This is a genomic window from Micromonospora sp. NBC_01392 (genome assembly GCF_045040125.1).
GTDB lineage: Bacteria > Actinomycetota > Actinomycetes > Mycobacteriales > Micromonosporaceae > Micromonospora.
Window position 1 is genome coordinate 6,373,122 of sequence record NZ_CP109549.1, and the last position, 20,907, is coordinate 6,394,028.

The 20,907-nt window shown below is 72.6% G+C and carries 21 protein-coding genes; 13 read left to right on the forward strand and 8 right to left on the reverse strand.

Going from position 1 to position 20,907, the window contains the following annotated elements; translation table 11 throughout:
* The first annotated feature begins 25 nt into the window (after positions 1-25).
* From cysC to galT, 3 genes are all read left to right on the forward strand, one after another.
* Complete coding sequence (cysC, locus tag OG767_RS27735) at positions 26-1,555, forward strand: adenylyl-sulfate kinase (protein ID WP_405091147.1); 1,530 nt, start codon at positions 26-28, stop codon at positions 1,553-1,555.
* Positions 1,556-1,699: 144 nt separating this feature from the next.
* Positions 1,700-2,488, forward strand: coding sequence for a DeoR/GlpR family DNA-binding transcription regulator (locus OG767_RS27740; RefSeq protein WP_405091148.1), 789 nt, complete (start codon positions 1,700-1,702; stop codon positions 2,486-2,488).
* Positions 2,485-3,558 carry a galactose-1-phosphate uridylyltransferase gene (gene galT / locus OG767_RS27745; RefSeq protein WP_405091149.1) on the forward strand — a complete coding sequence of 358 codons (1,074 nt, stop codon included), beginning with the start codon at positions 2,485-2,487 and terminating at the stop codon, positions 3,556-3,558. The genes OG767_RS27740 and galT overlap by 4 nt, the downstream gene beginning before the upstream one ends.
* 332 nt (positions 3,559-3,890) lie before the next feature.
* Here the strand turns inward: galT and OG767_RS27750 are convergent, their stop codons facing one another.
* Positions 3,891-5,108: an NADP-dependent isocitrate dehydrogenase gene (locus tag OG767_RS27750; RefSeq protein ID WP_405091150.1), complete on the reverse strand. Its 1,218-nt coding sequence runs from the start codon at positions 5,106-5,108 to the stop codon at positions 3,891-3,893.
* A gap of 100 nt (positions 5,109-5,208) precedes the next feature.
* Between OG767_RS27750 and OG767_RS27755 the strand changes: the two genes are divergently transcribed.
* Entirely contained in the window at positions 5,209-5,991 is a 783-nt protein-coding gene (locus OG767_RS27755; protein ID WP_405091151.1) for an MBL fold metallo-hydrolase, read from the forward strand.
* 187 nt (positions 5,992-6,178) lie between these two features.
* Here OG767_RS27755 and OG767_RS27760 read toward each other — a convergent pair whose 3' ends face one another.
* Together OG767_RS27760 and OG767_RS27765 are read right to left on the reverse strand one after the other, a co-directional pair.
* Complete coding sequence (locus OG767_RS27760; RefSeq protein WP_405091152.1) at positions 6,179-7,129, reverse strand: malate dehydrogenase; 951 nt, start codon at positions 7,127-7,129, stop codon at positions 6,179-6,181.
* Between the two features lie 99 nt (positions 7,130-7,228).
* Positions 7,229-8,092, reverse strand: coding sequence for a bifunctional methylenetetrahydrofolate dehydrogenase/methenyltetrahydrofolate cyclohydrolase (locus OG767_RS27765; protein ID WP_405091153.1), 864 nt, complete (start codon positions 8,090-8,092; stop codon positions 7,229-7,231).
* 64 nt (positions 8,093-8,156) lie between these two features.
* Between OG767_RS27765 and OG767_RS27770 the strand changes: the two genes are divergently transcribed.
* The 6 genes from OG767_RS27770 (at position 8,157) to OG767_RS27795 (ending at position 13,972) form a co-directional block, all read left to right on the forward strand.
* Positions 8,157-8,321: a hypothetical protein gene (locus OG767_RS27770; RefSeq protein WP_405091154.1), complete on the forward strand. Its 165-nt coding sequence runs from the start codon at positions 8,157-8,159 to the stop codon at positions 8,319-8,321.
* A 17-nt stretch (positions 8,322-8,338) separates the two neighbouring features.
* Complete coding sequence (locus OG767_RS27775) at positions 8,339-9,937, forward strand: ABC transporter substrate-binding protein (RefSeq protein ID WP_405091155.1); 1,599 nt, start codon at positions 8,339-8,341, stop codon at positions 9,935-9,937.
* A 90-nt stretch (positions 9,938-10,027) separates the two neighbouring features.
* Positions 10,028-10,966: an ABC transporter permease gene (locus tag OG767_RS27780; protein ID WP_405091156.1), complete on the forward strand. Its 939-nt coding sequence runs from the start codon at positions 10,028-10,030 to the stop codon at positions 10,964-10,966.
* Entirely contained in the window at positions 10,959-11,915 is a 957-nt protein-coding gene (locus OG767_RS27785) for an ABC transporter permease (protein WP_107158965.1), read from the forward strand. Before OG767_RS27780 ends, OG767_RS27785 begins: the two co-directional genes overlap by 8 nt.
* 7 nt (positions 11,916-11,922) lie before the next feature.
* Positions 11,923-12,960: an ABC transporter ATP-binding protein gene (locus tag OG767_RS27790; RefSeq protein ID WP_405091157.1), complete on the forward strand. Its 1,038-nt coding sequence runs from the start codon at positions 11,923-11,925 to the stop codon at positions 12,958-12,960.
* Entirely contained in the window at positions 12,944-13,972 is a 1,029-nt protein-coding gene (locus OG767_RS27795; protein ID WP_281937953.1) for an ABC transporter ATP-binding protein, read from the forward strand. The genes OG767_RS27790 and OG767_RS27795 overlap by 17 nt, the downstream gene beginning before the upstream one ends.
* A gap of 146 nt (positions 13,973-14,118) precedes the next feature.
* Here the strand turns inward: OG767_RS27795 and OG767_RS27800 are convergent, their stop codons facing one another.
* The 3 genes from OG767_RS27800 to purN all read right to left on the reverse strand — a co-directional run bounded on the left by OG767_RS27800 (position 14,119) and on the right by purN (position 17,002).
* The gene (locus OG767_RS27800) at positions 14,119-14,523 is read right to left on the reverse strand and encodes a hypothetical protein (RefSeq protein WP_405091158.1); all 405 of its coding nucleotides are present in this window, start codon (positions 14,521-14,523) and stop codon (positions 14,119-14,121) included.
* 290 nt (positions 14,524-14,813) lie between these two features.
* Entirely contained in the window at positions 14,814-16,385 is a 1,572-nt protein-coding gene (purH, locus tag OG767_RS27805; RefSeq protein ID WP_405091159.1) for a bifunctional phosphoribosylaminoimidazolecarboxamide formyltransferase/IMP cyclohydrolase, read from the reverse strand.
* A complete protein-coding gene (purN, locus tag OG767_RS27810) occupies positions 16,382-17,002 on the reverse strand; it encodes a phosphoribosylglycinamide formyltransferase (RefSeq protein ID WP_281937957.1) in 621 nt (206 codons plus the stop codon). Before purN ends, purH begins: the two co-directional genes overlap by 4 nt.
* A 179-nt stretch (positions 17,003-17,181) precedes the next feature.
* On the opposite strand from purN, the gene OG767_RS27815 reads away from it, so the two are divergent.
* Both OG767_RS27815 and OG767_RS27820 read left to right on the forward strand, forming a co-directional pair.
* Positions 17,182-17,478: a CD225/dispanin family protein gene (locus OG767_RS27815; protein WP_107158938.1), complete on the forward strand. Its 297-nt coding sequence runs from the start codon at positions 17,182-17,184 to the stop codon at positions 17,476-17,478.
* Positions 17,479-17,510: 32 nt separating this feature from the next.
* On the forward strand, positions 17,511-18,125 hold the full coding sequence (locus OG767_RS27820) for a DUF4190 domain-containing protein (RefSeq protein ID WP_405091161.1): 615 nt from the start codon (positions 17,511-17,513) through the stop codon (positions 18,123-18,125).
* Between the two features lie 87 nt (positions 18,126-18,212).
* Here the strand turns inward: OG767_RS27820 and OG767_RS27825 are convergent, their stop codons facing one another.
* Positions 18,213-19,535: a DUF6350 family protein gene (locus tag OG767_RS27825; RefSeq protein WP_405091162.1), complete on the reverse strand. Its 1,323-nt coding sequence runs from the start codon at positions 19,533-19,535 to the stop codon at positions 18,213-18,215.
* Positions 19,536-19,695: 160 nt separating this feature from the next.
* Here OG767_RS27825 and OG767_RS27830 point away from each other — a divergent pair, with 160 nt between their 5' ends.
* The gene (locus OG767_RS27830; RefSeq protein ID WP_281937964.1) at positions 19,696-19,965 is read left to right on the forward strand and encodes a DUF4190 domain-containing protein; all 270 of its coding nucleotides are present in this window, start codon (positions 19,696-19,698) and stop codon (positions 19,963-19,965) included.
* A 54-nt stretch (positions 19,966-20,019) separates the two neighbouring features.
* Here OG767_RS27830 and sucD read toward each other — a convergent pair whose 3' ends face one another.
* Positions 20,020-20,907, reverse strand: a complete 888-nt coding sequence (gene sucD, locus OG767_RS27835; protein ID WP_405091163.1) for a succinate--CoA ligase subunit alpha — start codon at positions 20,905-20,907, stop codon at positions 20,020-20,022.

Sequence of the window (20,907 nt, forward strand, 5' to 3'; positions counted from 1 at the left end):
TGCCGGCCGGCGAGTTGGGGGTTCGATGAGCAACGGGTGGATCCTGCCCGAGGATGTGCTGCGGGATGCGCCGTCGTACGCGCCAAGACCCGCTGAGCTGGCCGATCTGGAGTTGTTGCTGACCGGGGCGTACGCGCCGCTGAGCGGTTTCATGACCCGGGCGGACCTGGCCTCGCTGGGCCGGCGTGGCCGGCTCGCCGACGGCACGTCGTGGCCGGTGCCGGTGACGCTCCAGGTGCCGGCGGCGCTCGCCGACGGGCTGGAGCTGGCCGACCCGGCGCGTCGGGCGCTGGTGCTCACCGACGGCGAGGGCGCCCCGGTGGCGGCCATGGACGTGATCGACGTCTGGCCGACCCGCGACGGCACGGTCGGCGTGGGCGGCGTGGTCCGCCGGCTCGGCGACGGCGGCCACGGGCCGTTCCAGCGGTTGCGACGCGGCCCGGACGAGGTGCGCGGGCTGCTGCCGCCGGGCCGGGTGCTCGGCGTCTTCGCCGACCGTGCGCTGCACCGCCCGCAGCTGGCCCAGATCGCGCACGCGGCCCGGACGCTCGGCGCGCACCTGCTGGTGCTGATCCCGGTGGGCGAGGAGTCCAGCGGTGGCCTGCCGGCCGAGGCGCTGGTGCGCAGCGTGTTCGCGGCCCGCGACCGGATGCCGCCGGCGACGCTGGTGGCGGTGCCGCTGGCGCGGCGCAGCGACGAGATCAGCGACGCGTTGCTGCGGGCGCGGGTCGCCGCCGCGTACGGCGTGACCCATCTGCTCTCCACCGAGGGCATGCTCTCCGGCGCCGGCCTGCGGGTGCTGGTGCCGCGCGAGCTGGCGTACGACAACCGGGACGGGCAGTGGCGCTGGCGGGAGGACATCCCACCGCGCAACCGCCGGTTGGCGCTCAGCCAGCACGAGATCGACGACCTGCTGGACCGGGGTTTCCCGCTGCCCGAGTGGCACACCCCGCCCGCGGTGGCGCGGGAGCTGGCCCGGGCCCGCCCGCCCCGGCGGCACCGCGGTCTGGTGATCTTCCTGACCGGCCTCTCCGGCTCGGGCAAGTCGACGATCGCCCGGAGTCTCGCCGACGTGCTCCGGGAGCAGGGCGACCGGACGATCACGCTGCTCGACGGCGACGTGGTGCGGCGGGAGCTCTCCGCCGGGCTGGGCTTCAGCAAGGCCGACCGGGACCTGAACGTGCGCCGGATCGGCTGGGTGGCGGCCGAGATCGCCCGGCACCGGGGGGTGGGCATCTGCTGCCCGATCGCGCCGTACGCGGCGGCCCGGTCGACCGCCCGGGAGATGGCCCAGGCGGCCGGCGCGGGTTTCCTGCTGGTGCACGTGGCGACGCCGCTGGCGGTCTGTGAGCAGCGCGACCGCAAGGGTCTCTACGCCCGGGCCCGGGCCGGCCTGCTCACCGGCATGACCGGCATCGACGACCCGTACGAGGAGCCCACCGACGCCGACCTGGTGGTGGACACCTCGGACCTGACCGTCGAGGAGGCGGTCCAGCGGGTGCTGGAGCACCTCACCGAGACCGGCTGGGTGGAGCCACGCATGCAGCCGGCCTGACCGGCACGGATCCGCCGACCGCCGCCGTTCCGTCCCGGGACGGCGGCGGTGTCGCGTCCGCCCCCGCCGACCGGTAGTGTTCGTCTTTGTTGGAACACGTTCGACCGCGTTCGCGGTGGGGGAAGGCTCGGGAGGTGACCGGCGATGCTCGCGCGACAGCGGCAGACCGCCATCATGGAGCGGGTCCGCGCCGCCGGCGGCGTCCGGGTCACCGAGCTGGCCGCCGAGTTCGGCGTGTCGGACATGACCATCCGGCGGGACCTGGAAACACTGCACGACCAGGGTCTGCTCGCCAAGGTGCACGGCGGGGCGACGCTGGCCGGGCCCGGCTCGACCGACGAGCCCGGCTTCCGGGCCAAATCGGTCCGCCAGGCCGCGGAGAAGGCCGCCATCGCCGACCACGCCACGCGGCTGGTCCGCCCCGGCGCCGCGATCGCGCTCTCCGCCGGCACCACCACCGCCGCGCTGGCCCGCCGGCTGGTGGACGTGCCCGGCCTGACGGTGGTCACCAACTCGCTGCCGGTGGCCGAGATCCTGCACGTCGGCGGCCGGCCGGACCAGACCGTGGTGCTCACCGGCGGGGTCCGCACCCCGTCGGACGCGCTGGTCGGTCCGCTGGCCGTGGCCGCGATCGCCGCGCTCCACCTGGACCTGCTCTTCCTCGGTGTGCACGGGATCAGCGAGCGGGCCGGGTTCACCACGCCCAACCTGATGGAGGCGGACACGAACCGCGCGCTGGTGGCCGCCGCCGACGGGCTGGTGGTGCTCGCCGACCACACCAAGTGGGGCACGGTCGGCATCTCGTCGATCGTCGGCCTCGACGCGGCGGACGTGCTGGTCACCGACGACCGGTTGACACCCGACGCGCGAGGGGTACTCGAGGACCGGGTGGGTGAGCTGGTGACCGTGCCCGCGACGGAGGGAGCGGAGTGAAGCGTACGCAGATCGAGCTGGCCGACGGCCGGGAGCTGATCTACTTCGACGAGCGGGACGACGCGGTGCGGGACCAACCGGACCGGCGGGACCTGCCCCCGCCGCCGCCCGCCTCGCAACTGCGGTACGACCCGCTGACCGACGAGTGGGTGGCGGTGGCGGTGCACCGGCAGACCCGCACGTTCCTGCCCCCGGCCGACCAGTGCCCGCTGTGCCCGTCGCGCGGCGACCGGCACAGCGAGATCCCGGCGCCGGACTACGACGTGGTGGTCTTCGAGAACCGGTTCCCGTCGCTGAGCCAGCGGGTGGCCGAGGAGCCGGCCGAGATCACGCCGTTCACCCCGGTGCGTCCCGGGCTCGGCCGGTGCGAGGTGGTCTGCTTCACCGACGACCACAACGCCTCGTTCGCCCGCCTCTCCCCCGGCCGGGTGCGGACCGTGCTGGACGCGCTCGCCGACCGCACCACCGCGCTGAGCGCGCTGCCCGGCGTCGAGCAGGTGTTCCCGTTCGAGAACCGGGGCGTGGAGATCGGGGTGACGCTGCACCACCCGCACGGTCAGATCTACGCGTACCCGTTCGTCACGCCGCGGACCCGGAGCCTGCTGGCCGCCGCCCGCCGGCACGCCGAGCGCACCGGCGGCAACCTCTACGCCGACGTGCTGGCCACCGAGCGCGCCGCCGGCGACCGGGTGGTGACCAGCAACGAGCACTGGACCGCGTACGTGCCGGCGGCGGCCCGCTGGCCGTTCGAGGTGCACGTGGCCCCGCACCGGCCGGTGCCGGACATCCCGGCGCTCGACGACGCCGAGCGGGACGCCTTCGGCCCGCTCTACCTGGACCTGCTGCGCCGCTTCGACGGGCTGTTCGACCTGCCGATGCCGTACATCGCGGCGTGGCACCAGGCGCCGGTGCGCGTCGACCGGGAGCTGGGCCACCTGCACCTGCAGCTGTTCACCGTCCGCCGGGCGAAGGACAAGCTGAAGTACCTGGCCGGGTCGGAGTCCGGCATGGGCGTCTTCATCAACGACATCGCCCCAGAGCGGGCCGCCGAACTCCTCCGCGTCGCGTGAAAGGCGGGGCCCCTTCTTAACGCCTCCGGTAGAGGTCGGCTCCCCTGTTGGCACCCCTCCGGGCGTCCGCGCCCCGGAACAGGGCGCGGGGGCCCGGTGACCGGGCCCCCGCTGGGAAGGGACGGGTGGACGGGACTGGCATCGCGTCCACCCGGTGCAACGAGTCCGGCCGGGCCCGGGTGACGCCCCCACCGCGTGCGCACCGCACGGCAACGACGACGCCCGGACGCGACGCCACACGGCAACGACGACGCACGGACATGACGACGCACGGACATGACGGAGCCCGCCGGTGCGTACCGGCGGGCTCCGTCGTGATCGGCGAGAGGGGCTCAGGCCGCGAGCTTGCGGGCCAGGTTCTCGTCGAGCGCGTTCATGAACTCGTCGGTGGTCAGCCACGGGGCGTCCCGCGAGATGAGCAGCGCGAGGTCCTTGGTCATCTGGCCGCCCTCGACGGTCTCCACGATGACCTGCTCCAGCGTGTTGGCGAACTCGGTGACCGCCGGGGTGCCGTCCAGCTTGCCCCGGTGGGCCAGGCCCCGGGTCCAGGCGTAGATCGAGGCGATCGGGTTGGTCGAGGTCTTCTCGCCCTTCTGGTACTGCCGGTAGTGCCGGGTGACCGTGCCGTGGGCGGCCTCGGCCTCGACGGTACGGCCGTCCGGGGAGAGCAGCACCGAGGTCATCAGGCCGAGCGAGCCGAAGCCCTGCGCCACGGTGTCGGACTGCACGTCACCGTCGTAGTTCTTGCAGGCCCAGACGTACCCGCCTTCCCACTTGAGCGCGGCGGCGACCATGTCGTCGATCAGCCGGTGCTCGTAGGTCAGGCCGGCGGCGTCGAAATCGGCCTTGAACTCGGCCTCGAACACCTCGGCGAAGATGTCCTTGAACCGGCCGTCGTACGCCTTGAGGATGGTGTTCTTGGTCGACATGTAGACCGGGTAGTTGCGGTCCAGGCCGTACCGGAACGAGGCGCGGGCGAAGTCCCGGATCGACTCGTCGAAGTTGTACATGCCCATGGCGATGCCGCCGCCGGGGAAGTTGGCGACCTCCATCTCCATCGGCGCGCCGCCGTCGGCCGGGGCGTACGTGATGGTGACCTTGCCGGGGCCGGGGACGACGAAGTCGGTGGCCTTGTACTGGTCGCCGTGCGCGTGCCGGCCGATGATGATCGGCTTGGTCCAGCCCGGGACGAGCCGCGGCACGTTCGACATGATGATCGGCTCGCGGAACACCACGCCGCCGAGGATGTTGCGGATGGTGCCGTTCGGCGACCGCCACATCTTCTTCAGGCCGAACTCCTCCACCCGGGCCTCGTCCGGGGTGATGGTGGCGCACTTGACGCCGACGCCGTGCTCCTTGATGGCGTTGGCGGCGTCGACGGTGACCTGGTCGTCGGTCTCGTCGCGGTACTGGATCGACAGGTCGTAGTAGTGCAGGTCGACGTCGAGGTACGGCAGGATCAGCTGCTCCCGGATCTGCTTCCAGATGATCCGGGTCATCTCGTCGCCGTCGATCTCCACGACCGGGTTGTTTACCTTGATCTTCGCCATCGGCCGGCGCTCCTCTCGGGGGACACGTGCTCAAGCAGTACGAGCGTACTGGAAACCGTCGGAGGTGACCCAGCCGGCCTCGCGGTGACATCCTTCCCGCATGCCGCTGACGCACACGCTCGGGTCCATCACGATCACCTCGCTGCTCGACGGAGCGGGCCCCTTCTTCATGCCGCGCGAGGAGGCGTTCCCCGACGCCACCGAGGCGAACTGGCACGAGGCGGACCGGCGGGACCCGGACGCGATCGGGCCGGACGGCGGCTGGTGGCTGCCGTTCCGCGCGTTCGCGCTGCGTACCGGTGACGGGCCGGTCACCCTGGTCGACGCCGGCATCGGCCCGGCGGACGCCCCGGCGGCGAGCTGGGCGCCGGTGCCCGGCCGGCTGCCGGCCGAGCTGGCCGACGCCGGCATCGACCCGGCGGACGTCCGCACCGTCGTCCTCACCCACCTGCACAGCGACCACGTGGGCTGGGCGGGGTCGTTGTTCCCGAACGCCGACCACCTGGTGCAGCGCGCCGAGCTGGACGCGCTGGAGCTGTTCCACCCGGAACTGCCGGCCCGGCTGCTCGGGCCGTTGCGCGCCGACGGCCGGCTGCGGGTGCTCGACGGCGACACCGACCTCACCCCGGGGGTACGCGTGCTGAGCACACCCGGCCACACCCCCGGGCACCAGTCCGTGCTGGTGGAGTCCGGCGACGAGCGTCTCCTGGTCACCGGCGACCTGCTGGTGCACGCGATCCAGTTGATCGACCCGGCACTGTGCTACGTCCACGAGGAGGACCGGGCCGGGGCCGGCCGGACCCGCGAGCGCGTCCTGTCGACCCTCTCCCCGCTGCTCCTGGCCACCCCCCACCTGGGCGCCCCCTTCACCCCCCACCCCTGACCCCCACCCCTGACCCCCACCCCCACCGCCCACAGATTCACGGAAAGAGTGGCCATTCTCCCCGGGAGAGCCACTCTTTCCGTGAATCTGCGCGCGTGGGGTGGGGTGGGGTGGGGGTGGGGGGTGGGGGGGGACGCGCGAGGGGCGGCCGGCGGAAGCCGGCCGCCCCTCGGCGGTGGTGCTCAGGTCAGAGGGAGGAGATGTCGCTCTGCTTGGCGCGGACGGCCTCGGCGGCCTCCTTCAGCGCGGCCAGCTCGTCGGCGTCCAGCTCGGTCTCCACGACCCGCTTGACGCCCTCGGCGCCGATCTCGGCCTCGACGCCCAGGTAGACGCCGGAGATGCCGTACTCGCCGTCGACCCAGGCGCAGACCGGCATCACGTCGCCGGAGTCCTCGGCCACGGCCTTCGCCATCCGGGCCGCGGCGGCGGACGGCGCGTAGTACGCGGAACCGGTCTTGAGCAGCGCGACCACCTCGGCGCCACCGTTGCGGGTCTTGACGACCAGCTCCTCGATCTGCTCGGCCGGCATGACGTCGCGCAGCGGCTTGCCGTTCACGGTGCTCTTCGACGGCACCGGAACCATGGTGTCGCCGTGCGAGCCGAGCGTCAGGGTCCGGACCGACTTCACCGGCACGCTCAGCGCCTCGGCGACGAAGTTGGTGAACCGGGCGGTGTCGAGCATGCCGGCCTGGCCGAGCACCCGGTTCTTGGGGAACTGGGTGGCGATCTGGGCCAGCGCGGTCATCTCGTCGAGCGGGTTCGACACCACGATGACGACGGCGTTCGGGGCGTACTTGGCGACGTTCTCGGCGACCTGCCGGACGATCTTGGCGTTCGTCTCCAGCAGGTCCATCCGGCTCATGCCCGGCTTACGCGGCAGGCCGGCGGTGATGACGACGACGTCCGAGCCCTCGATGGCCTCGTAGCCCTCGCCGTTCGGGCCGGTGGTGACGCCGACGACAGTGGTCTCGAAGCCTTCGACCGCCCGCGACTGGTTGAGGTCGAGGGCGAGGCCCGCCGGCTTGCCCTCCACGATGTCGGTGATCACGACGGTCTCGAAGATGTCGTACTCGGCCAGGCGCTGTGCGGTGGTGGAGCCGTAGAAGCCGGCCCCGACGACAGTGACCTTCTTACCCATGGTCGTCCCACTCCCTGATACCAGTCGGTTTTCCGGACCGTATCAGCCATCCTGGCACCGATCGGGCGAGGGGCGGACGGTTATGACCTGTCTGGGTGGTCAGGCATCCCGCTCGGCGCGTTCGACCACGTTGGTGAGCAGCATCGCCCGGGTCATCGGGCCGACGCCACCGGGCATCGGCACCATCTTGCCGGCCACCTCGGCCACCTCGGGGTCGATGTCGCCGGTGTAGCGGCCCTTGCCGTCGTCGCCGATCACCCGGGTGATGCCGACGTCCACCACCGTCGCGCCGGGGGTGATCATGTCGGCGGTGAGCAGCCCCGGCACGCCGGCGGCGACGATCACGATGTCGGCGGCACGGGTGTGGCCGGCGAGGTCCAGGGTGCCGGTGTGGCAGAGCGTGACGGTGGCGTTCTCGCTGCGCCGGGTGAGCAGCAGGCCGAGCGGGCGGCCGACCGTGTTGCCCCGACCGACCACCGCGACGTTCGCGCCGCGCAGCGGCACGTCGTGCCGGCGCAGCAGCTCGACGATGCCGCGCGGGGTGCAGGGCAGCGGGGCGTCGTAGCCGAGCACGAGCCGGCCCAGGTTGACCGGGTGCAGGCCGTCGGCGTCCTTGTCCGGGTCGATCGACTCCAGCGCCCGCTGGGTGTCCAGGTGGGCCGGGAGCGGGAGCTGGACGATGTAGCCGTGGCAGGCCGGGTCCGCGTTCAGCTCGGCCAGTGCCGCGTCGAGCTGTTCCTGGGTGGCGTCGGCCGGCAGCGTGACGCGCAGTGAGGCGATGCCGACCTCGGCGCAGTCGCGGTGCTTGCCGTTGACGTACGCCTGGGAACCGGGGTCCTCCCCGACCAGGACCGTGCCGAGCCCGGGGGTGATGCCGCGCTCGGCGAGCGCCTTCACCCGCGCTCGCAGCTCGTCCTTGATCTCCGCCGCGGTGGCCTTGCCGTCCAGGATCGTCGCCGTCACGTCGTGATCGTCTCACGTTCCCCGGCGAGCCGGACGACGACGGGCACCGATCACGCTCCGCAACGTGGTTTCCGTCACCGAGAGTGATCATCGGGGCGACGAAACGGGACTCGGCGGCACGTTCCGTTACCAGCTCGCAACGCATCCGTTGTCGATCCGCCGGAGCGCGACCTACCGTTACGACTCGTTGCGCAGCGTCACCCAGCGTCGGGCCGACCGCGCAGCGTGAGGAGATGAGGAGACTCCATGCGTGTTCGTAGGCTCGCGGCCTGGGCCGCTCTGCCGCTCGCGGTGACCCTGGGTCTGACGGCCTGCGGCTCCGGCGGCGGGAGCGGCGGCGCAAGCGACCCCGACGCGGCCGTGCGGATCGAGATCGCCGAGCCGCAGCACCTGGTGCCGACCAACACCAACGAGACGAGTGGCTCGCAGGTGCTGTCGGCGCTGTTCAGCCCGCTCGTCGACTACGACGAGGCGAACAAGCCGCACGAGGTGGCGGCCGAGTCGGTGACGTCGTCGGACAACAAGGTCTGGACGATCAAGCTGAAGCCCGGCTACACGTTCCACAACGGCGAGAAGGTCACCGCCGACAACTACCTCGACGCCTGGAACTACGGCGCGTACGCGCCGAACGGCCAGAACTCCAGCTACTTCTTCGAGAAGATCGCCGGCTACCAGGACCTCCAGGGCGAGAAGCCGAAGGCGGAGACGCTCAGCGGCCTGACGAAGGTCGACGACCTGACGTTCACCGTGACGCTCACCGAGCCGTACGTGGACTTCAAGACCATGCTCGGCTACACCGCGTTCTACCCGCTGCCGAAGGCCGCGTTCTCCGCGCCGGGCGTGCTGGCCGAGGGGTACGAGCAGACGCCGATCGGTCAGGGCCCGTTCAAGATGAAGGGCTCCTGGCAGCACGACGCCAAGGTCGAGGTGGAGCGCTACGACGCGTTCCCGGGCCAGCAGCCCAAGGTCGGCGGCGTCGAGTTCCGGATCTACCAGCAGCCGACCGCCGCGTACGCGGACGTGCTGTCGGACAACCTCGACGTGATCAAGACGATCCCGACCGAGAACCTGTCGACCGCCGCCACCGACCTCGGCGACCGGTTCCAGCAGAGCCCGGCCTCGTCGCTCCAGGTGCTGGCGTTCCCGACGTTCCAGAAGGAGTTCAGCAAGCCCGAGGTGCGCAAGGCCATCTCGATGGCGATCGACCGGGACGAGATCACCAAGTCGATCTTCAAGGACTCGCAGCAGCCGGCGCGCTCGTTCGTCTCGCCGGTGGTCGCCGGCTACCGGGAGAACACCATCGGCACCGCCGGCGCGTTCGACCCGGCCAAGGCCAAGGCGATGTACGAGGCCGCGGGCGGCCCGAAGAAGATCGAGCTGTCCTACAACGGCGACGGCGGCCACAAGGACTGGATCGACGCCACCTGCAACCAGCTCAAGGCCAACCTGGGCGTGGAGTGCGTGGGCAACGCCGAGCCGAAGTTCGCCGACCTGCTGACCAAGCTCAAGCAGAAGCAGTCGGTGGGCCTGTTCCGGATGGGCTGGGTGATGGACTACCCGTCCATGGAGAACTACCTGGGCCCGCTGTACAGCACCAACGGCTCGTCGAACTACTACGGCTACTCGAACCCGGAGTTCGACAAGCTGCTCGCCGAGGGCGCCCGCGCGGCGAGCGCGGACGAGGCGGTCAAGAAGTACCAGGCGGCGGAGGACCTGCTCGCGCAGGACCTGCCGGTGATCCCGCTGCGGTACGGGCAGAACAACTTCGGCCACTCCACCAAGGTCAAGAACGTCCACGTGGACCTCTTCGACCGGGTGGACCTGCTGAAGATCGAACGCGCCTGACCCACCCCCGACAAGGCCGGGCCACCCCCACCGGGTGGCCCGGCCTTGGCATTGGCCCGCATTTGCCCCATCTTCGGCAGACTCGCAGGCATGTTCCGGTTCATCCTGCGGCGACTGCTCCAGATGGTCCTCGCGTTCTTCGGGACCACGCTGATCGTCTACGCGTTGATGTTCGCCGGGCAGGGCGACCCGATCCAGGCGCTCGCCGGGGAACGGCCGGTCACCGCCGCCCAACGCGCCTACCTGACCGAGAAGTACCACCTGGACGCGACCGGGGTCGGCGGCTTCTTCTACCGCTACCTGAACTATCTCGGCGGCCTGCTCCGCGGTGACCTCGGCCAGTCGCTCACCGGCCGGCAGATCGGCGACATCCTGGCCGCCGCCTGGCCGGTGACCGTGAAACTGGCGCTTATCGCGCTGGCCGTGACCGTGCTCTTCGGGGTCACCGCCGGCGTCATCGCGGCCATCCGCCGCTCCGGCGTGTTCGACCACGCCACGCTGGTGCTCACGCTGCTGGTGCTCGGCATCCCCACCATCGTGCTGGCCCCGCTGGCGCAGTACTTCCTCGGCGTACGCTGGCCGATCTTCCCGCCCACCGCGGGCGCCCAGCCCTCGTTCCGGGCGCTGCTGCTGCCCGGCATCGTGCTCGGCTCGCTGTCGCTGGCCACCGCGCTGCGGCTGACCCGCACCTCGGTGACCGAGAACCTGCGCGCCGACTACGTCCGCACGGCCCGGTCGAAGGGCCTGGTACGCCGCCGGATCGTCGGCGTGCACGTGCTGCGCAACTCGCTCATCCCGGTGGTCACGTTCCTCGGCGTCGAGCTGGGCAACCTGATGAGCGGCGCGATCATCACCGAGGGCGTGTTCAACATCCCCGGCGTCGGCTTCAACCTGTTCCGCGGCATCCGCACCGAGGACGGCCCGCTGGTGGTGGGCATCGTCAGCGTGCTCGTCGTGGTCTACCTGCTGTCCAACCTGGTGGTGGACGTGCTCTACGCCGTACTCGACCCGAGGATCAGATATGAGTGACTTCGAGACGGTGGCGGCGACGGAGGACCAGTCGGCGCGGCGCGGCGTCTCCGGCGAGCCCGGCACCCCGGACCGGGCCGGCCGGCCCGGACGGTCCCGCAGCCTGGCCGGTGACGCCTGGCGGGACCTGCGCCGCAACCCGGTGTTCTGGCTCAGCCTGCTGCTGGTCCTGCTGGTCGCCGCGATGGCCGTCGCCCCCGGGCTGTTCACCGCCAACGACCCGCGCGACTGCGTGCTCTCCCGGCAGCACGCCGGACCGTCCGGCGGGGCCATCTTCGGGTACGACTTCCAGGGCTGCGACACGTTCGCCCGGGCGGTCTACGGGGCCCGGGCCTCACTGCTGGTGGGCGCGTTCTCCGCGGTGATCACCGGGGTGATCGCGCTGGTCGTCGGCATGCTCGCCGGCTTCTTCGGCGGGTGGGTCGACGCGGTGCTCTCCCGGGTGATCGACATCGTGCTCGGCATCCCGCTGCTGTTGGCCGCGATCGTGCTGCTCAAGCGCGTGAGCACCAGCGGCGAGACGGTACGCCTGTTCGCGGTCATCCTGGTGCTGGCGCTGCTCGGCTGGACCACCGCGGCCCGCGTGGTGCGCTCCTCGGTGATCACCGCCCGCGAGCAGGACTACGTGGCCGCGGCCCGGATGCTCGGTGCCGGCGACGGCCGGATCATGTGGCGGCACATCCTGCCGAACGCGCTCGCGCCGGCCATCGTGGTGCTCACCATCGCGCTCGGGTCGTTCATCGCGGCCGAGGCGACGCTGAGCTTCCTCGGCATCGGGCTGAAGGCGCCGACCATCTCCTGGGGCATCGACATCGACGCCGGCCGGGTGCACATGCGCGAGTCGGCCACGCCGCTGATCGTGCCGTCGGTCTTCCTCGCGTTGACCGTGCTCGCGTTCATCATGCTCGGCGACGCGGTCCGCGACGCCTTCGACCCGAAACTGCGGTGAGTTCCCCATGACCGAGTCCGCGGTCCGGCCCACGCCGGCCTCCCCCACCCCGCCCGAGGGGCACCTGCTGGAGGTGCGGGACCTGCACGTCGAGTTCCGCACCCGGGAGGGCGTGGCCCGGGTGATCAACGGGGTGACGTACCACCTGGACGCCGGCGAGACGCTTGCCGTGCTCGGCGAGTCGGGCTCCGGCAAGTCGGTCACCGCCCAGGCGATCATGGGCATCCTGGACACCCCGCCCGCGTACGTGCGGGGCGGTCAGATCCGCTACCGGGGGCGGGACCTGCTCACCCGGTCGGAGGAGGAACGCCGGCAGGTCCGGGGCACGGAGATCGCGATGATCTTCCAGGACGCCCTGTCGGCGCTGAACCCGGTCTTCCCGGTCGGCTGGCAGATCGGCGAGTCGCTGCGGCAGCGGGCCGGACTGTCCCGCGCCGACGCGCGCCGCCGCACGGTCGAGCTGATGGACCTGGTCCGCATCCCGGCCGCGGCGAAGCGCCTCGGCGACTACCCGCACCAGTTCTCCGGCGGGATGCGGCAACGCGTCATGATCGCCATGGCGCTGGCGCTGGACCCGAAGGTGCTGATCGCCGACGAGCCCACCACCGCGCTCGACGTCACCGTGCAGGCGCAGATCATGGACCTCCTGGCCGACCTGCGCCGGGACCTCGGCATGGCGCTCATCCTGATCACCCACGACCTCGGCGTGGTCGCCGGCGTGGCGGACCGGATCGCGGTCATGTACGCCGGCCGGATCGTCGAGCACGCCGACGTCCGTTCGCTGTACCGGGCGCCGGCCCACCCGTACACCAAGGGGTTGCTGGAGTCGATCCCCCGGCTCGACGTGCGCGGGCAGGCGCTGTCGACCATTCCGGGGCTGCCGCCGAACCTGATGCGGATCCCGCCCGGCTGCCCGTTCCACCCCCGCTGCCCGTACGCGCAGCAGGTCTGTGTCGACGAGGTGCCGCACGACCTGGTGCTCGGCGACGGCCGGACCAGCGCGTGCCACTTCGCGCAGGAGGTCCACGATGACCGCGCCCGCTAGCCCGGCCAAGGTCCGCGGCGAGACCGTCCTCGCCGTCGACGAGCTGGTCAAGCACTTCCCGATCACCCAGGGCGTGCTGTTCAAACGGCAGATCGGCGCGGTGCGGGCGGTCGACGGGGTGAGCTTCGAGCTGCGCCGGGGCGAGACGCTCGGCGTGGTCGGCGAGTCCGGCTGCGGCAAGTCCACGCTGGCCCGGCTGCTGATGCGGCTGGAGACGCCGACCGCCGGCCGGGCCACGCTGGAGGGGCGGGACCTGTTCCGGGCGTCCGGCGGGGAGCTGCGGCGGCTGCGGCGGAACATGCAGATGGTGATGCAGGATCCGTACACCTCGTTGAACCCGCGGATGACGGTCGGCGACATCGTCGGCGAGCCGTTCGCGATCCATCCGGACGCCGCGCCGAAGGGCAGCCGGCGGCAGCGGGTGCAGGAGTTGCTGGATGTGGTCGGGCTCAACCCGGAGCACGTGAACCGCTACCCGCACCAGTTCTCCGGCGGCCAGCGGCAGCGCATCGGCATCGCCCGCGCGCTCGCGCTGCGCCCGGAGATCATCGTCTGTGACGAGCCGGTGTCGGCGCTGGACGTCTCCATCCAGGCCCAGGTGATCAACCTGTTGGCGCAGCTCCAGGACGAGTTCGGGTTGTCGTACATCTTCATCGCGCACGACCTGTCCGTGGTCCGGCACATCTGCGACCGGGTGGCGGTGATGTACCTGGGCCGGATCGTGGAGATCGGCACCGAGGAGCAGATCTACCAGCGCGCCACCCACCCGTACACCCAGGCGTTGCTCTCGGCGGTGCCGGTGCCCGACCCGGAGGCCCGCGACCGCCGGACGATCATCCGGCTCAGCGGCGACGTGCCCAGCCCGGCCGACCCGCCGTCGGGCTGCCGGTTCCGCACCCGGTGCTGGAAGGCGGAGGAGGTCTGCGCCGTCCAGGACCCGCAGACCGTGCCCCGCGCCGCCGACCCGCACCCCAGCGCCTGCCACTTCGCCGAGGTGCGCCCGGACGTCTGAGGCCCCGTCCCCCGGAGGAAGGAGGGGCGGGGCCGCAGCGGGACGTGGACGGGGTGCGTGAGGGGCGCCCCCGTGGGCGACGGCAGCGCGCGGTGGAACCGCCGGGTCGACGCGGCAGGCTCCGGCGCGGCAGGCTCCGGCGCGACTCAGGCGGTGGGCGGCGCCCGCGCGGCCAGCGCGCCACGCGGCGGCAGCGGCCGGACCGGTGACCGGTGACCCGGCGCGAGCCGCGCCGACACCACCGGGCCGGCGACGCTCGGGGGCGCGGTCGGGAGCGGTTCGTCCGGCCCGTCGCCGTAGGCGAGGCCGCCGCGCCGGTCACCCCACCACCCGCCGGACAGCTCCGCGCACCGCCGTTGCGGGTACGCGCCGAGCGACGCGACCGGCCCGGCCCGGCACCCCGAGGCGGGTACGACGGCAGCCGGCCCGACGGCGACGGACGGGCCGACGGCGGGCAGGGCGGCGGCGTGCGGGCCGGCGGCGGAGCCGAGCGCGGCCAGGACGAACGCCAGCGTGACGACGACGGCGGTCAACCGGTCGCGCACGCGCATGGCACACCTGCCGGGGCTCACGGACAGTGGAGACGGTCGATCGATCGTCGCCGGCACACGCTAGCAACCGCCCGCGGCGGCCGGCAACGACGCGCGGCGGCGGGCCACCCGGGTCCGGCGCGTCCGCCACCGGCTTCCGGCGTGTCGTGCCAGCGGCACCAATGGTGTGTGAAGCGGTATACCTCAGAGTCATGAATATGCCTCTGAGGTATACCGCGCAGATCCGATTGTCCCTCCACCGCGGCTACACACGGTAACCGGCGGCGAGGTGCAACCCGTGCGGAACAGACCTAGTGGAAGAAGTGGCGGGTGCCGGTGAGGTACATCGTCACGCCGGCCACCTTGCAGGCCGCGATGGTCTCCTCGTCGCGGATCGAGCCCCCGGGCTGCACGATCGCCCGGATGCCGGCGTCGATCAGGATCTGCGGGCCGTCGGCGAACGGGAAGAACGCGTCCGAGGCGCAGACCGAGCCGCGGGCCCGCTCGTCGCCGGCCCGGCTGACCGCCAGCCGCGCCGAGTCGACGCGGTTGACCTGGCCCATCCCGACGCCGACGGTGGCGCCGTCGCGGGCCAGCAGGATCGCGTTGCTCTTCACCGCGCGTACCGCCCGCCAGGCGAACGCGAGGTCGCGCAGCGTCGCCTCGTCGGCCGGGTCGCCGGTGGCCAGCGTCCAGCCGGACGGGTCGTCGCCGGGCGCGTCGACCGCGTCCCGCATCTGCACCAGCACGCCGCCGCTGACCTGCCGCCACTCCGCCGGCCGGCTGGCGAACGCGGGCGCCCGCAGCAGCCGGATGTTCTTCTTGGCCCGCAGCAACTCCAGCGCGCCCTCGTCGAAGCCGGGCGCCACCAGCACCTCGGTGAAGATCTCCGCGACCTGGCCGGCCAACTCCACGCTCACCGGCCGATTGACCGCGATCACGCCGCCGAACGCGGAGACCGGGTCGCAGGCGTGCGCCTTGCGGTGCGCCTCGGCCACGTCCGCGCCGACCGCGATGCCGCACGGATTGGCGTGCTTGATGATCGCCACCGCCGGCTGGTCCGCGAAGTCGTACGCGGCCCGCCACGCGGCATCCGCGTCGACGTAGTTGTTGTAGGACATCTCCTTGCCGTGCAACTGCTCGGCCTGGGCCAGCCCGGCCGGCGCGCCCGGGTCGGTGTAGAGCGCCGCCGCCTGGTGCGGGTTCTCGCCGTACCGCAGCACGGCCTGGCGACGCAGCGCCAGCCCGGCGAACTCCGGCCAGCCGTCCTCGGCCGGAGCCACCGTGGAGGCGAACCAGTCGGCCACCGCCACGTCGTAGTCGGCGATGTCGGCGAACGCCCGGGCCGCCAGCGCGCGCCGCCGGGCCAGGGTGAACCCGCCGTCGGCGAGCGCGGCCACCACCGCCGGGTACGCGGCCGGGTCGGTCACCACCGCGACCGAGGCGTGGTTCTTCGCGGCGGCCCGCACCATCGCCGGACCGCCAATGTCGATCTGCTCCACGCACTCGTCGGCGTCGGCGCCGGAGGCGACCGTGGCCTGGAACGGGTAGAGATTGGAGACCAGCAGGTCGATCCCGGCGATGCCGTGCTCGTCGAGCTGAGTGGCGTGCGAGTCCTTGCGCAGGTCGGCGAGGAGGCCGCCGTGGATCTTCGGGTGCAGCGTCTTCACCCGGCCGTCGAGGATCTCCGGGAAGCCGGTGACCTGCTCGACCGGGGTGACCGGAACCCCGGCGCCGGAGATCGTCGACGCGGTGCTGCCGGTCGACACGATCTCCACGCCGGCCTCGTGCAGGGCGCGGGCCAGCTCGACCAGGCCGGTCTTGTCGTAGACGCTGACCAACGCGCGCCGGATCGGGCGGCGGGCGTCGTCATGGGTGCTCACGGAACGGTGACCTTTCTGCCGGTGATCGTCCAACCTTCACGGACCAGGCGGCCGACCTGCTCGACGAGCTGGCGCCGCTCGGCGGACTTGATGCGCTCGGTGAGCGTCTCCTCGTCGTCGTCGTCGAGCACCGGTACGGCGACCTGGGCGACGATCGGGCCGGTGTCCATCCCGGCGTCGACGAAGAACAGCGTGGCCCCGGTGACCTTCACGCCGTACGCCAGCGCGTCCCGGGGGCCGTGGATGCCGGGGAACGCCGGCAACAACGTGTTGTGCGTGTTCAGGTAACGGTCACCGAACGCGGTGAGGAACTCCGGGCCGACCAGCTTGAGGAAGCCGGCGCTGATCACCAGGTCGGGCCGGTGCTCGGCGACCCGGGCCGTGAGCGCCTTGTCCCAGTCGGCCCGGGTGGGGTGGTCCTTGACCCGCTCGACGAAGGACGGCACGCCGGCCGCGGCGGCCCGGTCCAGGCCGGCTATCCCGTCCCGGTCGGCGCCCACGGCCACCACCCGGGCCCCGTAGCCGGGGTCGGTGGCGGCGTCCAGCAACGCCTGGAGGTTGCTGCCGGAGCCGGAGACGAGGACGACGAGGCGGGCGACGGACGCGGGCTCGGTCACGCGGCAACCCTATCGGGCAGGCCGGGCGGTCCGGCTGTCGGGCGGCGGCTTGTCGGATGATCTCCCCGGTCGTGGGCTCGCGGTACGCTGCCGGTCGCCCGGTGTCCGGCGTACGCCCGACCCGCACCCCCGAACGAGTAACCGGCACGCGCCGTGCCGCCGGCCCGAGGAGCCACCCCATGCAGCCCGGATATCCCCAGCAGCAGCCGTCGCAGATCGACAACAACATGACGATGTCCATCGTCGCGATCTTCCTGTTCTGGCCACTCGCGATCCCGGCGATCATCAACGCTTCCAAGGTCAACCCGCTGATCCAGCAGGGCGACTACGCCGGCGCGCAGGCCGCCGCCGCCGAGTCCAGGAAGTGGTCCAAGTGGGCCCTGATCGTCGGCCTGGTCTGGATCGGCATCATTGTGGTGTGTTGCCTGTTCGGTGGCCTGGCGGGTCTCGTCGGCGGCAGCACCGGCACGAACTGACCGACAGCCGACCAACTGAGGAGTTTCCTGACATGCAGCCCGGATACCCCGGACAGGACCCGTACGGCCAGCAGCCGAACCAGGACCCGACCGCCCAGCCGCACGACCCGTACGGTCAGCCACCGCAGCCCCCGCAGTACGGCCAGCCGCCGCAGTACGGCCAGCAGCCGGACTACGGGCAGCAGCCGCAGTACGGGCAGCAGCCGGACTACGGCCAGCCGACCTCCGGCCAGCCCTACGGCCAGCCCACCTCGGGTCAGCCCTACGGCCAGCCGACCTCCGGCCAGCCCTACGGCCAGGACCCGTACGCGCAGCAGCCGTACGGCGCCGCGCCGCAGTACCCGGCCGCCGGCTACCCGGCCGGTCCCGGCAAGGGCCAGGGCCAGAACAACACCATGGGCCTGATCGGCATGATCGTCGGCATCGCCTCGATCGTGCTCGGCCTCTGCTGCCCGCTGCTCGGCGTCCCCGCCGGCATCGCCGGCGTGGTGCTCGGCGTGCTGGGCCAGAAGAAGGTCCAGGCCGGCGAGGCCAGCAACCCGGGCCAGGCCAAGGTCGCCCTGATCTGCGGTGGCATCGGAGTGGTCCTCGGGATCATCAGCGCCATCGCCGGCGCCGCGATCAACATGAACAACTTCGGTTCCTGACCGGCTCCGAGGAAGGGGCGTCCGGCTGCGGCCGGGCGCCCCTTCCTCACGTCCACCCGTCGATCCGGATGGCGAGGACCCGAGCCGTCAGCGCGGGGTCGGGGCGGGCCGGGGCGTGGGCGGGGCGGACCGGGTGGTGAGGGTGCGGGTGGCGGCGGCGCCGAGCACCGCGCCCACGGCGATCACCAGCGTGGCCACGGCGGTCACCGGCCAGGGCGCCGGGCCGATCTCGGCCAGCCGGCCACCGCCGAGCGGCCCGCCCGAGGCCGCCGCGAGCAGGCCCAGCAACACCCCGGCGACCGGCCCGGCGAGCACGGCCGGGACCAGCAGCTCCGGCCAGCGGACCTCGGCCCGGTCCTCGGCCGCCGCGCGCAGCAGCCGCCGGGCCAGCAGCCAGCCGGCCGCCATCGCGGCCAGCACCGGCACCGCGAGCAGGCCGGTGCCCAGCCCGTCCACCGGGCCACGCGGCAGGCCGGCCAGCAACGGCACGGCCGGCAACGCGCCCACCGACACCTCACTGGTGCGGACCGCGGTGTCCGTGCCGACGGCGAACCCGGGACCGAGCAGGTAGCTGGCCGACCAGGCGGTGGCGTTCGGCGCGTACGCGAGGCTGACCAGCGTGATGCCCGCCTGACCGGCCACCCCGGTCCGGTACGCGCCGATCATGTCGGCCGCGTCGCCACCACCGGTGGCCACCGCCAGCCCGGCCGCGCCGGCGCTCGCGCCGAGCAGCAGCAGCACCGCGACCAGCCCGGCCCGCAACCCGTCGCGCACCACCGGCGGGCACCGTCGGGCCAGCAGCGCCCAGACGCCGGTGGTGCGCAGCGCGCCGACGAGTGCGGCCGGGGCGGCGAACACGGCGAACGTCACGGCGGTCGTGACCGGGGAGACGCGTACGCCACCCGCGCCGACCGCCACCGCGGCGATCGTGCCGAGCAGCGCGTACCCCACGGCGACCGCGACCGCGACGGCGAGCGCCTGCCGGGGCGAGCCGGCGCCGCGCGCGCCCACGGCCCGGCTGACGTGCACCCCGGCCCGGGTGAGCCGCCAGACGACCAGCACGCTCAACGCGAGCGGCGCCAGACCGAGCGACCCGGCGGCGGTCTGCAACGGCACCCCGTGCCCGAGCAGCCAGCCGGCCAGGCCGGCGCGCAGCGCGCCGCCGAGCGACCCGGCGTCCTCGGTGAGCTGGGCGAGGCCGAGCACGACGACGACCGGCAGCAGGGAGGTCAGCGCCGCCCAGAGCGCGGCCACCCCGGCGGCCACGGGCAGCGGGGCCCGGCTGCGCGACGGCTCACCCGCCCGGGGCGGGGGCACGCGCGCGGCGGGGCGGGCACGGGCGCGCGGCCGGGCGCCGGTGGTGGGGCCGGCGGCCGGACGGCGGGGCTGGTCAGGGGTGACACGTGACATCGCGTCTACTCTGGCACGCCACGGGAGAGGACGGCAGTCCGATACCGGGCCGGGACCGTGGCGAGTTCGTCGAACCCGCGGCTCGGCGGCGGTGATCCGGTCTAGCCTCGGCTTGAGACGCGACCGTTCCCGTCGCGGCACCGACCGCTCGGAGGAAGCCGTGAACGCTCCGTATCCGCCGCCCCCGCCGCCACCGGCCGCCGGTCGGGACCGGACCACGCTCTGGGGCGTCCTCGGCATCGTCTTCGGCCTGTTCTGCTGCGGCATCCTGGGAATCGTCTTCGGCTGGCTGTCGATCCGCGACGCGCGCCGCAACGGCAAGTCACAGCTGCTCGGCTGGCTGGCCATCGCGTTCGGTGTGATCAACATCGTGGCCAGCGCCATCGTGCGGGCCCGGGGCAGCTACTACTACCCGTACTGGTACCGCTGAGCGTGAGGGGGCCGACCGGAACCGGTCGACCCCCTCGCCGTGTCAGCTGACCGCTCAGCGGCCGGACATGAGCTCCCGCATCAGCTCGGCGGTCTCGGTCGGGGTCTTGCCGACCTTGACGCCGACCGCCTCCAGCGCCGCCTTCTTCGCGTCGGCGGTGCCGGCCGAGCCGGAGATGATCGCGCCGGCGTGACCCATGGTCTTGCCGGGCGGGGCGGTGAAGCCGGCGATGTAGCCGACCACCGGCTTGGTGACGTTGGCCTTGATGAACTCGGCCGCCCGCTCCTCGGCGTCGCCGCCGATCTCACCGATCATGACGATCGCGTCGGTCTCCGGGTCCGCCTCGAAGGCGGCCAGCGCGTCGATGTGGGTGGTCCCGATGATCGGGTCGCCGCCGATGCCGACGCAGGTGGAGAAGCCGATGTCGCGCAGCTCGTACATCATCTGGTAGGTCAGCGTGCCGCTCTTGCTGACCAGGCCGATCCGGCCGACGCCGGTGATGTCGGCCGGGATGATGCCGGCGTTGGAGGCGCCCGGCGAGGCGATGCCGGGGCAGTTCGGGCCGATGATCCGGGTGCGCTCGCCCTTGGCCACGTTGTACGCCCAGAACGCGGCGGTGTCGTGCACCGGCACGCCCTCGGTGATCACCACGGCCAGGTCGATGCCGGCGTCGATCGCCTCGACCACGGCGGCCTTGGTGAACTGCGGCGGCACGAAGATGACCGTGACGTCGGCCCCGGTCTCCTTCATCGCGTCCGCGACGGAGGCGAAGACCGGCAGCTCGGTGCCGTCGAAGTCGACAGTGGTGCCGGCCTTGCGCGGGTTCACGCCGCCGACCACGGTGGTGCCGGCGGCGAGCATCCGCCGGGTGTGCTTGGAACCCTCGGAACCGGTCATGCCCTGCACGATGACCTTGCAGTCCTTGGTCAGCCAGATAGCCAT